Annotated in this window: 3 protein-coding genes; 2 read left to right on the top strand and 1 reads right to left on the bottom strand. The window is 63.5% G+C overall.

All coding sequences use genetic code 11. From position 1 onward, the window contains the following. The first annotated feature begins 3 nt into the window (after positions 1–3). Both KI617_RS04975 and KI617_RS04970 read left to right on the top strand, forming a co-directional pair. Positions 4–1,842 carry a nitric oxide reductase activation protein NorD gene (locus KI617_RS04975; RefSeq protein ID WP_226450916.1) on the top strand — a complete coding sequence of 613 codons (1,839 nt, stop codon included), beginning with the start codon at positions 4–6 and terminating at the stop codon, positions 1,840–1,842. A gap of 75 nt (positions 1,843–1,917) precedes the next feature. Next, positions 1,918–2,613 carry a Crp/Fnr family transcriptional regulator gene (locus tag KI617_RS04970; protein ID WP_226451839.1) on the top strand — a complete coding sequence of 232 codons (696 nt, stop codon included), beginning with the start codon at positions 1,918–1,920 and terminating at the stop codon, positions 2,611–2,613. Positions 2,614–2,724: 111 nt separating this feature from the next. Here the strand turns inward: KI617_RS04970 and KI617_RS04965 are convergent, their stop codons facing one another. Continuing rightward, positions 2,725–16,884, bottom strand: coding sequence for a retention module-containing protein (locus tag KI617_RS04965; RefSeq protein WP_226450915.1), 14,160 nt, complete (start codon positions 16,882–16,884; stop codon positions 2,725–2,727). Positions 16,885–16,887: the final 3 nt, after the last annotated feature.

Genomic DNA, 16,887 nt, shown 5'->3' with positions numbered 1-16,887 from the left:
TTCATGGAAGAATACGTTGGCAAACTCTGGCACAACTGGGTCACCAAGACCTCTGGCGGCCATTATCCGGAAGCAGCGGTCAAACTGGCCGACATCGAAAAGACGGCCGGCATCCTGTTCCGTGCCTTTGGTGGTGATCCCGGCCTGAAAGTGGCGGCGGCGACCGCCGAACAGCATGGCGCCCGGCGCAGCTGGCTGCAACGACTGGCCGGTAGCGGCGAGAAGGTGGCGCACGCCCGGCGCGATGCCGAAACCCTGCGCTTGCCGCCCGAAATCGCAGTCTTCCCCGACAAAGCGCTCAATCGCGACCTTTATCTGTGGCTGGCCGCACTGGCCGCCAGCGATGTTGCACCGGGACAAGCCTGGTTCATCCGCAACCAGCGGGCCAGTCAGGCCGCATTGGCGCGCTACCCGGGACTGCGTTCACGCTACAAGCGCTTGGTCGATGCCCACATCGCCGGGCGCCTTCCCGCGAGCGATCTGCTCCCGGATGAAGCGGCCCAGGAAGAGGCGCTGCGTCAGGCCATGCGTGACCCCGGCACGGTCGATGGCCTGCCCCCCCTCAACTCAAAAAAGTCTCGGCCACCGCAACCCGTTCTGCTCTGGCTGATCGCATCGGAAGAAAGCACGCCGAGCCGCGTCGCCGACCCCGACGAAGAACTCCCGCCCGAAGGCACCGGCAATAGTGCGACTTCCAAGGAAGCCCACAAGGCAGAACAGGTCGAAACGCCGGATAACAAGAATCCGATGCTGGCCATGTTCCGGGCCGAAAGCCTGCCGACCTGGGCCGAGTATGTGCGGGTCAACCGGGCTTTCGATGAAGACGAAGACCCCAATGCCCGCGACGCCGCGAAGGATCTCGACAAACTTTCGCTGATCCGCGATGGCCAGACGGCGAAATCACGCGTCAAGTTCGACCTTGACCTGCCCTCGGCCGCCGAAGACGACACGCCGATCGGCCCCGGCATTGCACTGCCGGAATGGGATTACCGCAAGGAGCTGATGCAGGAAAGGCATTGCCTGCTCCAGCCGATGGTCGCCAGCGATGCCGAACCCGCCGCGCTGCCAGCCGAGCTCGCCGCCACCGCCAAAAAACTGCGTGGCCAGTTCGCGGCGTTGGCACCACAACGGCGCTGGCTGAAGGCTCAACCCGACGGCCCTGAACTCGATGTCGACTCCTGCGTCCGCAACCATGCCGACCGCGCCTCGGGCCACACACCGGAAACTGGCGGCTACCTGGCCCAGGCCCGTTGTGAGCGCGATCTGGCCTGCCTGCTGCTGGCCGATCTGTCGATGTCCACCGATGCGCCGATTTCCGATTCGCACCGCATCATCGATGTCATCCGCGACTCGCTGCTGCTTTTTTCCGAGGCACTGACCGCCACCGGCGACCGTTTCGGCATCTATGGTTTTTCATCGCTGCGTCGCCAGAACATCCGTTTTCATCTGCTCAAGGACTTCGCCGGCAAGTACGACGCCGCCGCCCGTGGTCGCATCCTGGCCGTCAAGCCCGGCTACTACACCCGGATGGGTGCTGCCATTCGCCAGTCTGCCAATATCCTGGCCGAACAGCCGGCCGGCCGCCGCCTGCTGCTGATCATCACCGACGGCAAGCCGAACGATCTGGATATCTACGACTCCCGCTACGGCATCGAGGACACCCGAATGGCCGTGCATGAAGCCCGGCGCATGGGCCTGACGCCCTTCTGCGTGACCATCGACCACGAAGCCGGCGCCTACCTGCCCTATCTTTTCGGCCCGGCCGGATTCTGCGTGATCCGCAAACCGGAGGAATTACCGCGTCGCTTGCCTCTGCTTTACGTGCAACTAACTCGTCAGTAATTAGTCCTAAAGTCGTATTGCATTAGAACTAGCCGGATGACAACATCGGCCGTCCTCGCTCAGGCCAAAATGACCATGCATGGCAATAATCCAATCAACATAGAAGCACTACTGACCCACATTCCGCTGTTCAACGGACTGGCGCCGGAAGAGATTTCCCGCATCGCCCGGGGAACCCGCGAAATGCACGCCGCCAAGGGGGAAATCCTCTTTCACAAGGGCGACCCATGCAACGGATTTCATTTGCTGGTCTATGGGCAAATGAAGCTGGCCTTCACTTCCTCGCAGGGCAGCGAAAAAGTCGTCGAGATCATCGGTCAGGGACAAAGTTTCGGTGAAGCCGTGATGTTCATGGAGAAACCCTACATCGTCTTCGCCCAGGCGCTCAGCGACTCGCTGCTGCTGCACATCTCGAAGGCAGCCGTCTTCGAGGAACTGGAGCGCGACCACAACCTGTGCCGCAAGATGCTGGCCGGCATGGCCATGCGCCTGCATCAACTGATGAACGACGTCGAATCCTATTCGCTGCACTCCGGCAAGCAACGCATCATCGGCTATCTGCTGCGCGAACTCCCCGAGGCCGACCATGAAGGCTTCAACGTTGCCGTCACCCTGCCGACCAACAAGGGCATCATCGCCTCACGCCTGAACCTGACCCAGGAACATTTCTCGCGCATCCTGCATGAGCTGACCGAGCTCGGCCTGATCGTCGTCGAAGGCCGAAAGATTCATATTCCCAACGCTACCAAGCTGCGCCAGCACGAAGGCTGATCGATCTTCGACTGGCCTGCTGCAGCGGGCGGCAATAAAAAGGGGCGATGAAAATCGCCCCTTTTTATTGCCGTTTTCACCCCAAAGGAAGTTCCCTTGGGGTGCAGCCGCTTAATCGGTAATCAACTTACCTTTGGTCAGCAGATCCTGGATGATTGTTGCATCATTTGTTCCGGTGGCCCCCAGATCAACGCCGGCCAGCACGATCGTCTGCGTTACGTTTGTACCATCGGGTTTCACATCAATCACCGTATCGCTGCCAGACTTGCTGAAGTTGAGATAAGTATCGAGTGCGCTCACTGTTGTTGCTGTCGGCAAAAGATCGCGTAGATCAAGCACATCCCCACCAGTGGCCTTCGACGCCACATTGAAGTCTGTGATGATGTCCTTTGCCGGCAAGCCAACACTGCCTTGATCAGCCAGCGTCCAGGCAAAGGTATCCGACCCCAGACCACCAGTCAGGACGTCATCGCCCGCACCACCTGAAATCAGATCAGATCCGTTACCGCCTTGAACGATATCGTTTCCGCCACCCGCATGGATGGTGTCCTTGCCGTCGCTGCCAACAATCTTTTCTGCCTCATTGGTACCGTTGTAGGTTTCACCGTCACGAATCTGCCAAACGCCATTGCTTGTCGAGGATTCAACGATATCCTGATTGGCACCCAAGACAGGCACGTCGGTTGGCGAGAACAAGGCGTATTCGTCATTGCCGATAATCTTGTAGGTAGTGTCGGCCGCACCGCTCACCTTGAACTCGACGCGTAAGCTGGCATGCCCCCCCTGATCCCAATACAGAATCTCGATAGGCTGCAAACCTTCGGAAAGGGTGACACCTGTGTAAATCTTCGTTGCCGTCGCCTGGATGAAGTCAACCTGAGCGAGGTTCTGGCCATTGATCAGCACACGATAGCCATCGTCAGCGGTGACTCGCATATCGTAGACACCGCCGGCCGGAATATAGATGTAACCAACCATCCGGATAATGGCATCGGTCGTATCGCCCAAGCCACTGGTTGCAGCCAGGCCATCAACATTCCCGGAAGAAACCTTGAGAAAAGTGTAGAGATTGTTTGTCTCAATACCTGCCGTTGCGGAAATCGTACCGCTTGTAACCTTACCGTTCTGGCCAAGATCATTGCTAAATAGCGGGATATTGGAGCCAGTTGGCAGGCCGAATTCCAGCTTGTTGGCCGAGAAGGTGGCATCAGCCTTCATGGGATCGGAAAGAATGGCGTTATTAATCAGGTTGGTATTGTTATTTCGCCCTTCGATGATTTCCTCAACGTCAGCCAGACGATCCACATTATTAGGATCACCAGCATCTGCCGTACCGTCATCGGAATGCAGACGAATACTCGTCGTTCCCTGATAGGCGGGATCGCTAGCCGTTCCGGTACGCGTATCGTTGTAGCCAAAATACTCACCGGACAAGCCCATATTGAGGCCGCTGATGGTGGCTGATGTCGAGGTAAGTTCGACCACTTCCGGAGCCTTGATTTCGATGGTCACCGACCCGGCCACCAAATCGCCATCCTTGTCAGTGATGGTATAGGCGAAAGTCTGCGTCAGAAGATCACCATAGGCCAGGCTGTCGCGAGTCGCGCGATTGACCACGAACTGATAGGTTCCATCGGCATTGGCGACCATCGTCCCGTAAGTGCTGGAAGTATTCCCCCAGGTCACCGTTCCCAGTCCGTCTGCACCGATATTCCCGCCCACCGAGCCAGTAACGGTGGGCAGAGGATCAACCGTGCTTACGCTGCCATAAATACCGAACGGGTTAGTCGCCTGCTCATCGGTATAAATCGTATTGACGATCTGCCCAGCGTCGTTCTTGAAGCCTTCCAGACGGAAAACGTAGTCCTGTCCGGCCAGAGAGACCGTCACATCCTGAGTCGGCAGGGTGATGATGTCCCGAGGATCGGCACCGTCATTCGGCGTTTCAGTGTGATCCAGCAGAACGGTAAAGTTGATCGGCGTGGACACACCATTAATGACCACATTCATAGTCATCGTCAGGGTGACTTTGTCCAAGGTCGACGAATTGGAATAGATCGGCCAATTGAGGTGGCTGAAGTCTGCCAGTTTGAAGAGTTCCCCGGAGTGCACCTCCGTTCCTACTGCACTGACGAACGCCGTGCTATCAACCAGCGTATAGCCCGACTGACCGCTGCCGCTCGCCGGATTCCCCCACAATATCTTGTCGGTGAAACTATCGGCGTCAGTATTGGTTTGCGAAGTCTGATTCGTACCACCCAGGAAAAGCGGGTTGATCCAACCAGCCTGCAAACTGTTGATAACGATCGTATCGACATCGACGGCGATGGTATTCGTCGTATTGCTGAGGACAGGCATGTCGTCCTCAATATTCACCGTCAGATTGCCTAGAACCGGTGCCGCAACCCCATCACTGACCGAAACACGGAGCTCGATGGCTGCGATGTTCTCATCATTACCGGCCTCGTGATCAATGGCTTTGGAGAGCGTCACCGTGTAATTCCCGGCGTTGTCGATGGTGGCTCGCAGCACCTCAATACCACCAGCGGAACCGATCAATGTTTGGGTTCCGGAGCCACTCCACGTTACTGCAACGCCACCCGCCGTCAATGCGCTCAACGGTTGCAGCAAGGAAACTGAAACAGCGCTATCGATATCAAGCACGCTCAGAGTACCCGAGCGTACAGTCAGATTAGTACTGTCAGTTGGATTGCCATCCCCATCGGCAATGCCACCAGCCAGACCTTCTTCGGATACGGTAACAGATGCGTTACCCACAACCGGCGCATCGTTGGCCGGGGTGACGGTGACGTTGACGGTGGCCGTTTCGGTGACGCCGGTCGGGCTGGTCACCGTGTAGGTGAAGCTGTCCGGGCCGTTGTAGTTGCCGTTCGGGGTGTAGGTCAGGTTGCCGCCAACCAGGGCGACGGTGCCGTGGGCGGCGCTGCCGACGGCGGTGACGACCGGGCTGCCTTCGAAGCTGTCATTGCCGAGCAGGTCGCTGGCGAGGATGGTGACGGCGGTGTCTTCGGTGGTGCTCAGGTTGTCGTTCTGGATGTCGGCCACGGCGGCGATGGTCAGGCTGATGACTTGCGTCGTGGTGTTGCCGGCGTCGTCGGTGAGGCTGACCGTGAAGCTGTCGGCGCCGTTGTAGTCGCCGACCGGGGTGTAGTGCCAGGCGCCGGTGGCCGGGTCGATGCTGGCCGTGCCGTGGCCGGCGTTGGTGCTGACGGTGTAGACGCTGCCGTCAGCGAGGCCGTCGGCGTCGGTGGCGGTCAGCGTGCCGCTGATCGTGTTGTCTTCGTTGCCGGCACCCGAGGTGCCGCCGGTGACGGTGGTCGCATCGTTGGCCGGGGTGACGGTGACGTTGACGGTGGCCGTTTCGGTGACGCCGGTCGGGCTGGTCACCGTGTAGGTGAAGCTGTCCGGGCCGTTGTAGTTGCCGGTCGGGGTGTAGGTCAGGTTGCCGCCAACCAGGGCGACGGTGCCGTGGGCGGCGCTGCCGACCGCGGTGACGACCGGGCTGCCTTCGAAGCTGTCATTGCCGAGCAGGTCGCTGGCGAGGATGGTGACGGCGGTGTCTTCGGCGGTGGTCAGGTTGTCGTTCTGGATGTCGGCGACGGCGGCGATGCGAATGGCGACTTGCGTAAATACAGCGCGGGAACCACCCAGATCATCAACCGGCTTGTAGCTGATGCCAGCGACGGCGTTTCCGTTCAGGTCATCAACCGGAACAAATCTGAGTTCCCCGGCATCGATGACTGACTTGGCGACATCGATGCCGACACCGACCGGTATCGTCAGCGTGGTCCACACGCCACCAACGAGTTGCTGGAGGACGCCGCCCGAGGCGGAGCCAACATGGACCGAGACGATCGTGCCGTCAATGTCGCTCATGGCGAAATCGCTGCTGCCCAGAACATAGGTCTGATCTTCGGCGATATTGACGGTCGTCGGCGTGGAGAATGGCAGGTCGTTGACCGGGGTGACGTTGAGCGTAATGGTGTTCGGTGCGTTGTCAAAGGCGCCGGCACTATCTTGCACGGAGAAGCTGAAGCTGGCGTACGGCGCACCGTTACCGTTCGGCAGCGGTGTGTAGAGGAGTTGGGCCAGGTCGCCGGCGGCGATGATTTGTCCGGCGCTGACGGCTGCGCCGTTCAGCGTCAGGCTACCAGTCGCCGGCAGACTGTCGATACGCACGGCTTGCAGGGTCTGACCCAGGTCGGCATCGGTGAAGCCGAAGGCGGCGGCAGTGAAGGCCTGGCTGCTGTCTTCGGCAAAGGTGAAGCTGTTGTCGGTGCCGGCCGGCGCGGTGTTGGTGCCGACGTTGATGGTGACCGTCGCGGTGTCAGTCAGTCCGTCCGGATCGGTCAGGGTGTAGGTAATGGTGACCGGGCCGGTGATGTTGCTGACCGGAGTGAAGGTGAGCGTGCCGTCCGGATTGAGCGTGACGCTGCCCTTCGTCGGGTCTACGAGCGGGTTGCTGACGGTGAGTTGATTGTTCGCGTTGTCCGGGTCGCTGTCGTTGGCTTTGACGTCAATCGTCACCGGCTGGTTGATGGCCGTGCTGGCGCTGTCGTCGCCGGCAACCGGCGCATCGTTGGCCGGGGTGACGGTGACGTTCACGGTCGCCGTTTCGGTGACGCCGGTCGGGCTGGTCACCGTGTAGGTGAAGCTGTCCGGGCCGTTGTAGTTGCCGGTCGGGGTGTAGGTCAGGTTGCCGCCAACCAGGGCGACGGTGCCGTGGGCGGCGCTGCCGACGGCGGTGACGACCGGGCTGCCTTCGAAGCTGTCATTGCCGAGCAGGTCGCTGGCGAGGATGGTGACGGCGGTGTCTTCGGTGGTGCTCAGGTTGTCGTTCTGGATGTCGGCCACGGCGGCGATGGTCAGGCTGATGACTTGCGTCGTGGTGTTGCCGGCGTCGTCGGTGAGGCTGACCGTGAAGCTGTCGGCGCCGTTGTAGTCGCCGACCGGGGTGTAGTGCCAGGCGCCGGTGGCCGGGTCGATGCTGGCCGTGCCGTGGCCGGCGTTGGTGCTGACGGTGTAGACGCTGCCGTCAGCGAGGCCGTCGGCGTCGGTGGCGGTCAGCGTGCCGCTGATCGTGGTGTCTTCGTTGCCGGCACCCGAGGTGCCGCCGGTGACGGTGGTCGCATCGTTGGCCGGGGTGACGGTGACGTTGACGGTGGCCGTTTCGGTGACGCCGGTCGGGCTGGTCACCGTGTAGGTGAAGCTGTCCGGGCCGTTGTAGTTGCCGTTCGGGGTGTAGGTCAGGTTGCCGCCAACCAGGGCGACGGTGCCGTGGGCGGCGCTGCCGACGGCGGTGACGACCGGGCTGCCTTCGAAGCTGTCATTGCCGAGCAGGTCGCTGGCGAGGATGGTGACGGCGGTGTCTTCGGTGGTGCTCAGGTTGTCGTTCTGGATGTCGGCCACGGCGGCGATGGTCAGGCTGATGACTTGCGTCGTGGTGTTGCCGGCGTCGTCGGTGAGGCTGACCGTGAAGCTGTCGGCGCCGTGGTAGTCGCCGACCGGGGTGTAGTTCCAGGTGCCGGTGGCCGGGTCGATGCTGGCCGTGCCGTGGCCGGCGTTGGTGCTGACGGTGTAGACCGTGCCGTCAGCGAGGCCGTCGGCGTCGGTGGCGGTCAGCGTGCCGCTGATCGTGGTGTCTTCGTTGCCGGCACCGCTGGTGCCGCCAGTGATCAGGGTCGGGTCGTTGGCCGGGGTGACGGTGACGTTGACGGTCGCCGTTTCGGTGACGCCGGTCGGGCTGGTCACCGTGTAGGTGAAGCTGTCCGGGCCGTTGTAGTTGCCGGTCGGGGTGTAGGTCAGGTTGCCGCCAACCAGGGCGACGGTGCCGTGGGCGGCGCTGCCGACCGCGGTGACGACCGGGCTGCCTTCAAAGTTGTCATTGGCGAGCAGGCTGGTCGCCAGGATGGTGACGGCGGTGTCTTCGGCGGTGGTCAGGTTGTCGTTCTGGATGTCGGCCACGGCGGCGATGGTCAGGCTGATGACTTGCGTCGTGGTGTTGCCGGCGTCGTCGGTGAGGCTGACCGTGAAGCTGTCGGCGCCGTTGTAGTCGCCGACCGGGGTGTAGTGCCAGGCGCCGGTGGCCGGGTCGATGCTGGCCGTGCCGTGGCCGGCGTTGGTGCTGACGGTGTAGACGCTGCCGTCAGCGAGGCCGTCGGCGTCGGTGGCGGTCAGCGTGCCGCTGATCGTGTTGTCTTCGTTGCCGGCACCCGAGGTGCCGCCGGTGACGGTGGTCGCATCGTTGGCCGGGGTGACGGTGACGTTGACGGTGGCCGTTTCGGTGACGCCGGTCGGGCTGGTCACCGTGTAGGTGAAGCTGTCCGGGCCGTTGTAGTTGCCGGTCGGGGTGTAGGTCAGGTTGCCGCCAACCAGGGCGACGGTGCCGTGGGCGGCGCTGCCGACCGCGGTGACGACCGGGCTGCCTTCGAAGCTGTCATTGCCGAGCAGGTCGCTGGCGAGGATGGTGACGGCGGTGTCTTCGGTGGTGCTCAGGTTGTCGTTCTGGATGTCGGCCACGGCGGCGATGGTCAGGCTGATGACTTGCGTCGTGGTGTTGCCGGCGTCGTCGGTGAGGCTGACCGTGAAGCTGTCGGCGCCGTTGTAGTCGCCGACCGGGGTGTAGTGCCAGGCGCCGGTGGCCGGGTCGATGCTGGCCGTGCCGTGACCGGCGTTGGTGCTGACGGTGTAGACGCTGCCGTCAGCGAGGCCGTCGGCGTCGGTGGCGGTCAGCGTGCCGCTGATCGTGTTGTCTTCGTTGCCGGCACCCGAGGTGCCGCCGGTGACGGTGGTCGCATCGTTGGCCGGGGTGACGGTGACGTTGACGGTCGCCGTTTCGGTGACGCCGGTCGGGCTGGTCACCGTGTAGGTGAAGCTGTCCGGGCCGTTGTAGTTGGCATCGGGGGTGTAGGTCAGGTTGCCGCCAACCAGGGCGACGGTGCCGTGGGCGGCGCTGCCGACGGCGGTGACGACCGGGCTGCCTTCGAAGCTGTCATTGCCGAGCAGGTCGCTGGCGAGGATGGTGACGGCGGTGTCTTCGGTGGTGCTCAGGTTGTCGTTCTGGATGTCGGCCACGGCGGCGATGGTCAGGCTGATGACTTGCGTCGTGGTGTTGCCGGCGTCGTCGGTGAGGCTGACCGTGAAGCTGTCGGCGCCGTTGTAGTCGCCGACCGGGGTGTAGTGCCAGGCGCCGGTGGCCGGGTCGATGCTGGCCGTGCCGTGACCGGCGTTGGTGCTGACGGTGTAGACGCTGCCGTCAGTGAGGCCGTCGGCGTCGGTGGCGGTCAGCGTGCCGCTGATCGCGGTGTCTTCGTGGCCGGCACCCGAGGTGCCGCCGGTGACGGTGGTCGCATCGTTGGCCGGGGTGACGGTGACGTTGACGGTCGCCGTTTCGGTGACGCCGGTCGGGCTGGTCACCGTGTAGGTGAAGCTGTCCGGGCCGTTGTAGTTGCCGTTCGGGGTGTAGGTCAGGTTGCCGCCAACCAGGGCGACGGTGCCGTGGGCGGCGCTGCCGACCGCGGTGACGACCGGGCTGCCTTCGAAGCTGTCATTGCCGAGCAGGTCGCTGGCGAGGATGGTGACGGCGGTGTCTTCGGTGGTGCTCAGGTTGTCGTTCTGGATGTCGGCCACGGCGGCGATGGTCAGGCTGATGACTTGCGTCGTGGTGTTGCCGGCGTCGTCGGTGAGGCTGACCGTGAAGCTGTCGGCGCCGTTGTAGTCGCCGACCGGGGTGTAGTGCCAGGCGCCGGTGGCCGGGTCGATGCTGGCCGTGCCGTGACCGGCGTTGGTGCTGACGGTGTAGACGCTGCCGTCAGCGAGGCCGTCGGCGTCGGTGGCGGTCAGCGTGCCGCTGATCGTGGTGTCTTCGTTGCCGGCACCCGAGGTGCCGCCGGTGACGGTGGTCGCATCGTTGGCCGGGGTGACGGTGACGTTGACGGTGGCCGTTTCGGTGACGCCGGTCGGGCTGGTCACCGTGTAGGTGAAGCTGTCCGGGCCGTTGTAGTTGCCGTTCGGGGTGTAGGTCAGGTTGCCGCCAACCAGGGCGACGGTGCCGTGGGCGGCGCTGCCGACGGCGGTGACGACCGGGCTGCCTTCGAAGCTGTCATTGCCGAGCAGGTCGCTGGCGAGGATGGTGACGGCGGTGTCTTCGGTGGTGCTCAGGTTGTCGTTCTGGATGTCGGCCACGGCGGCGATGGTCAGGCTGATGACTTGCGTCGTGGTGTTGCCGGCGTCGTCGGTGAGGCTGACCGTGAAGCTGTCGGCGCCGTTGTAGTCGCCGACCGGGGTGTAGTGCCAGGCGCCGGTGGCCGGGTCGATGCTGGCCGTGCCGTGACCGGCGTTGGTGCTGACGGTGTAGACGCTGCCGTCAGTGAGGCCGTCGGCGTCGGTGGCGGTCAGCGTGCCGCTGATCGCGGTGTCTTCGTGGCCGGCACCCGAGGTGCCGCCGGTGACGGTGGTCGCATCGTTGGCCGGGGTGACGGTGACGTTGACGGTCGCCGTTTCGGTGACGCCGGTCGGGCTGGTCACCGTGTAGGTGAAGCTGTCCGGGCCGTTGTAGTTGCCGTTCGGGGTGTAGGTCAGGTTGCCGCCAACCAGGGCGACGGTGCCGTGGGCGGCGCTGCCGACCGCGGTGACGACCGGGCTGCCTTCGAAGCTGTCATTGCCGAGCAGGTCGCTGGCGAGGATGGTGACGGCGGTGTCTTCGGTGGTGCTCAGGTTGTCGTTCTGGATGTCGGCCACGGCGGCGATGGTCAGGCTGATGACTTGCGTCGTGGTGTTGCCGGCGTCGTCGGTGAGGCTGACCGTGAAGCTGTCGGCGCCGTTGTAGTCGCCGACCGGGGTGTAGTGCCAGGCGCCGGTGGCCGGGTCGATGCTGGCCGTGCCGTGGCCGGCGTTGGTGCTGACGGTGTAGACGCTGCCGTCAGCGAGGCCGTCGGCGTCGGTGGCGGTCAGCGTGCCGCTGATCGTGTTGTCTTCGTTGCCGGCACCCGAGGTGCCGCCGGTGACGGTGGTCGCATCGTTGGCCGGGGTGACGGTGACGTTGACGGTCGCCGTTTCGGTGACGCCGGTCGGGCTGGTCACCGTGTAGGTGAAGCTGTCCGGGCCGTTGTAGTTGGCATCGGGGGTGTAGGTCAGGTTGCCGCCAACCAGGGCGACGGTGCCGTGGGCGGCGCTGCCGACGGCGGTGACGACCGGGCTGCCTTCGAAGCTGTCATTGCCGAGCAGGTCGCTGGCGAGGATGGTGACGGCGGTGTCTTCGGTGGTGCTCAGGTTGTCGTTCTGGATGTCGGCCACGGCGGCGATGGTCAGGCTGATGACTTGCGTCGTGGTGTTGCCGGCGTCGTCGGTGAGGCTGACCGTGAAGCTGTCGGCGCCGTTGTAGTCGCCGACCGGGGTGTAGTGCCAGGCGCCGGTGGCCGGGTCGATGCTGGCCGTGCCGTGACCGGCGTTGGTGCTGACGGTGTAGACGCTGCCGTCAGCGAGGCCGTCGGCGTCGGTGGCGGTCAGCGTGCCGCTGATCGTGGTGTCTTCGTTGCCGGCACCCGAGGTGCCGCCGGTGACGGTGGTCGCATCGTTGGCCGGGGTGACGGTGACGTTGACGGTGGCCGTTTCGGTGACGCCGGTCGGGCTGGTCACCGTGTAGGTGAAGCTGTCCGGGCCGTTGTAGTTGCCGTTCGGGGTGTAGGTCAGGTTGCCGCCAACCAGGGCGACGGTGCCGTGGGCGGCGCTGCCGACGGCGGTGACGACCGGGCTGCCTTCGAAGCTGTCATTGCCGAGCAGGTCGCTGGCGAGGATGGTGACGGCGGTGTCTTCGGTGGTGCTCAGGTTGTCGTTCTGGATGTCGGCGACGGCGGCGATGCGAATGGCGACTTGCGTAAATACAGCGCGGGAACCACCCAGATCATCAACCGGCTTGTAGCTGATGCCAGCGACGGCGTTTCCGTTCAGGTCATCAACCGGAACAAATCTGAGTTCCCCGGCATCGATGACTGACTTGGCGACATCGATGCCGACACCGACCGGTATCGTCAGCGTGGTCCACACGCCACCAACGAGTTGCTGGAGGACGCCGCCCGAGGCGGAGCCAACATGGACCGAGACGATCGTGCCGTCAATGTCGCTCATGGCGAAATCGCTGCTGCCCAGAACATAGGTCTGATCTTCGGCGATATTGACGGTCGTCGGCGTGGAGAATGGCAGGTCGTTGACCGGGGTGACGTTGAGCGTAATGGTGTTCGGTGCGTTGTCAAAGGCGCCGGCACTATCTTGCACGGAGAAGCTGAAGCTGGCGTACGGCGCACCGTTACCGTTCGGCAGCGGTGTGTAGAGGAGTTGGGCCAGGTCGCCGGCGGCGATGATTTGTCCGGCGCTGACGGCTGCGCCGTTCAGCGTCAGGCTACCAGTCGCCGGCAGACTGTCGATACGCACGGCTTGCAGGGTCTGACCCAGGTCGGCATCGGTGAAGCCGAAGGCGGCGGCAGTGAAGGCCTGGCTGCTGTCTTCGGCAAAGGTGAAGCTGTTGTCGGTGCCGGCCGGCGCGGTGTTGGTGCCGACGTTGATGGTGACCGTCGCGGTGTCAGTCAGTCCGTCCGGATCGGTCAGGGTGTAGGTAATGGTGACCGGGCCGGTGATGTTGCTGACCGGAGTGAAGGTGAGCGTGCCGTCCGGATTGAGCGTGACGCTGCCCTTCGTCGGGTCTACGAGCGGGTTGCTGACGGTGAGTTGATTGTTCGCGTTGTCCGGGTCGCTGTCGTTGGCTTTGACGTCAATCGTCACCGGCTGGTTGATGGCCGTGCTGGCGCTGTCGTCGCCGGCAACCGGCGCATCGTTGGCCGGGGTGACGGTGACGTTCACGGTCGCCGTTTCGGTGACGCCGGTCGGGCTGGTCACCGTGTAGGTGAAGCTGTCCGGGCCGTTGTAGTTGCCGGTCGGGGTGTAGGTCAGGTTGCCGCCAACCAGGGCGACGGTGCCGTGGGCGGCGCTGCCGACGGCGGTGACGACCGGGCTGCCTTCGAAGCTGTCATTGCCGAGCAGGTCGCTGGCGAGGATGGTGACGGCGGTGTCTTCGGTGGTGCTCAGGTTGTCGTTCTGGATGTCGGCCACGGCGGCGATGGTCAGGCTGATGACTTGCGTCGTGGTGTTGCCGGCGTCGTCGGTGAGGCTCACCGTGAAGCTGTCGGCGCCGTTGTAGTCGCCGACCGGGGTGTAGTGCCAGGTGCCGGTGGCCGGGTCGATGCTGGCCGTGCCGTGGCCGGCGTTGGTGCTGACGGTGTAGACGCTGCCGTCAGCGAGGCCGTCGGCGTCGGTGGCGGTCAGCGTGCCGCTGATCCCGGTGTCTTCGTTGCCGGCACCGCTGGTGCCGCCGGTGATCAGGGTCGGGTCGTTCACTGGATTAATGATGATCAGCGCGTTGGCCAGGGTTGAGGTGGCGCTTTCGTTGTCAGTGACGGTGAACGAGAGGCTGACAGTACCGTTAAACCCGCCAGCCGGCTGGAAGATCAGACCGGCAGCCTGGCTCGGCGTCAGTTGGGCGCCAGCCACCACCGGGGTGGTGCCGTCGGCCAGATAGAGGACGCCCTGACCGGCTGGCGGCAGGGTCGTGACAGTGACAGACTGGATGATGCCGTCGATGTCGGTGCCGGTCAGGCTGACCGGAATCAGGCTGCCTTCGTTGCCCGCAGCGGAAGTAGCGACAGCAACCGGCAGGTCGTTGATCGGGGTAACCGTGACCTGCGCATTGGCCGGGGCTGAGGTGGCGTTGTTGTTGTCGGTGACGGTGAATGGAATGTTGACCGTGCCATTGAAGTCGGGCGCCGGCTGGAAGATCAGACCGGCGGCTTCAGTCGGCGTCAGCTGGGCGCCAGCCACCACCGGGGTGGTGCCGTCGGCCAGGTAGAGGACGCCCTGACCGGCCGGCGGCAGGGTGGTCACGGTGACGTACTGGATGGTGCCGTCGATGTCGGTGCCGCTCAGGCTGACCGGGATCGGGCTATCTTCGTTGCCGACAGCCGGAGCGGTGACACCGACCGGCAGGTCGTTGACCGGATTGACGCTGATCGCTGCGGTGGCCTGCGGCGAGGTGCCGTTTTCGTTATCGGTAACGGTGAATGGAATATTCACCGTGCCGTTAAAGTCAGGGGCCGGCTGGAAAACCAGACCAGCGGCTTCAGTCGGCGTCAGCTGGGCGCCAGCCACAACCGGCGTGGTGCCGTCGGCCAGGTAGAGGACGCCCTGGCCGGCCGGCGGCAGGGTGGTCACGGTGACGTACTGGATGGTGCCGTCGATGTCGGTGCCGGTCAGGCTGACCGGGATCGGCGTATCTTCATCGCCCGAGGCTGGCGTCACGACAGCAACCGGGGGATCGTTGATCGGATTGACCGTAATCGGTGTGGTGGCTGAAGCCGAGGTAACGTTGCTGTTATCGGTGACGGTGAACGGAATATTGACCGTGCCGTTGAAGTCTGCGGCCGGTTTGAAGATCAGGCCAGCGGCATCGCTTGGGCTGAGCGGGGTGTTCGCCGTGACTGGCGTGGTGCCGTCCGGCAGGTAGAGAACGCCCTGAGTGGCTGGCGGCAGGGTGGTCACGGTGACATGCTGGATGCTGCCGTCGACATCGGTACCGGTCAGGCTGACCGGAATCGGACTCTCTTCGTTGCCGGCAGCCGGGGTAACGACTGCGACCGGGGGATCGTTGACCGGATTGACAGTGATCGGTGCCATCGCCAGAGCCGAGGTGGCGTTGTTGTTGTCGGTAACGGTGAACGGAATGTTGACCGTGCCGTTGAAGTCCGCAGCGGGCTTGAAGATCAGGCCAGCGGCATCGCTCGGGTTGAGCGGGGTGTTCGCCGTGACTGGTGTGGTGCCGTCCGGCAGGTAGAGGACGCCCTGAGTGGCTGGCGGCAGGGTGGTCACCGTTACGCTCTTGATGCTGCCATCAATGTCGGTACCCGACAGGTTGATGGTGATCGCGGTATCTTCGTCGCCCGAAGCTGGAATGACGACGGCAACCGGCGGATCGTTGACTGGGTTAACGTCAATTTGCTGGGTCGCCTGAGCGGAAGTCAGCCCGCCGGTATCGGTCACGGTGAAGGGGAAGGAAACCGGGCCGCTGAAATTTGCACTCGGGACGAAAGTGAGCAGTGCCTGGTGCGTGACCGGATCAACGGGAATCGCTTCGCCAGCAACCACCGGCGTGCCATCTGGTTTGAGCAGAACGCCATCAGTCGGCAGAGTCGTTACCGTGACGAAAGCGATCGGACTATCCGGATCGCTACCGCCGACCGGCACCGCAACGGAACTATCCTCCACGGCCACGATTGGCGTCACAGAGGGTGTCGCCGTCGGCGAGTCGTTCGCCCCATTGATGGTCAGGGTCAGGTTTGCCTGCGCCGTATGGCCCAGGCCGTCGGTGATCGTGTAGGTCACCTGCTCGGAAAGCTGGTCACCGACATTGAGGGCATTGACTGCTGGATCGGTATTGCTGAGCGTATAGGTATAGGAACCATCGGCAGCAACCACCAGCGTTCCGTGCGCCAGCGCAATGACGCTGCCCGGTGCGGCAACAGTCGCCCCGAAGCGAATCTGGGTCACAGCCAGCACAGCCCCCGGCAAACCGCTGTCGGCAACATCGCTTACCGCACCAGCCGCCAACACATTGCCGCTGACCTTGCTGGCTGCGGCGCTATCGACCAACTCGCTCACTGCATTGGCATCGTTGCGCGCGAAAAGGACTTGCTCCGGCTCACCGGCAGCAGCCACCGTGACAGGCGCCCCTTCAATGGTCTCGATCGGCCGACCGCGATTGGTCCCAAACTGATAGGCCAGCGGATCGACCGTTTCGACGATACGCAGGAGTTCGACAAAGGTATGCCCTTCGTTGCCACCCTGACCAACCAGACCGGCCGCCGGTGCTTCTTCTTCAAGCAGCGCATCGAGGTCGCCACCCGACTGCAGGGCCTTGGCGATTTTCTGGAACCCGGCTTGGTTATTGACGACGGCACTGTCGGCGGCATCCGGCTTCACTGCAGCCGCCACTTCGGCATCCAGCCTGACCGTTTCGCCCGGGCGAACGCTCATCTCACGGCCATCGGCCAGCGCCAGTACAAGTTTGGCCCCATCGGCCGCCACCACGCTCTCGCCTTCGCGAATCACGTCACCCAACTTGAGGCGGCGCATGTTTCCTGCGCTATCTCGGGCAAACGCCTGACCGGACAGTTCGGAAACTTTAGCGATGATTTGGGATTGGGCCACGGT

It is taken from the genome of Ferribacterium limneticum (assembly GCF_020510625.1).
GTDB lineage: Bacteria > Pseudomonadota > Gammaproteobacteria > Burkholderiales > Rhodocyclaceae > Azonexus > Azonexus limneticus_A.
The sequence above is the reverse complement of the archived record's forward strand: the minus strand, read 5'-3'. Positions and strand labels throughout refer to the sequence as shown.

Coding starts and splice junctions, on each gene's coding strand:
- KI617_RS04975 (WP_226450916.1), top strand. CDS start 4: ATGGAAGAATACGTTGGCAAACTCTGGCACAACTGGGTCACCAAGACC.
- KI617_RS04970 (WP_226451839.1), top strand. CDS start 1,918: ATGCATGGCAATAATCCAATCAACATAGAAGCACTACTGACCCACATT.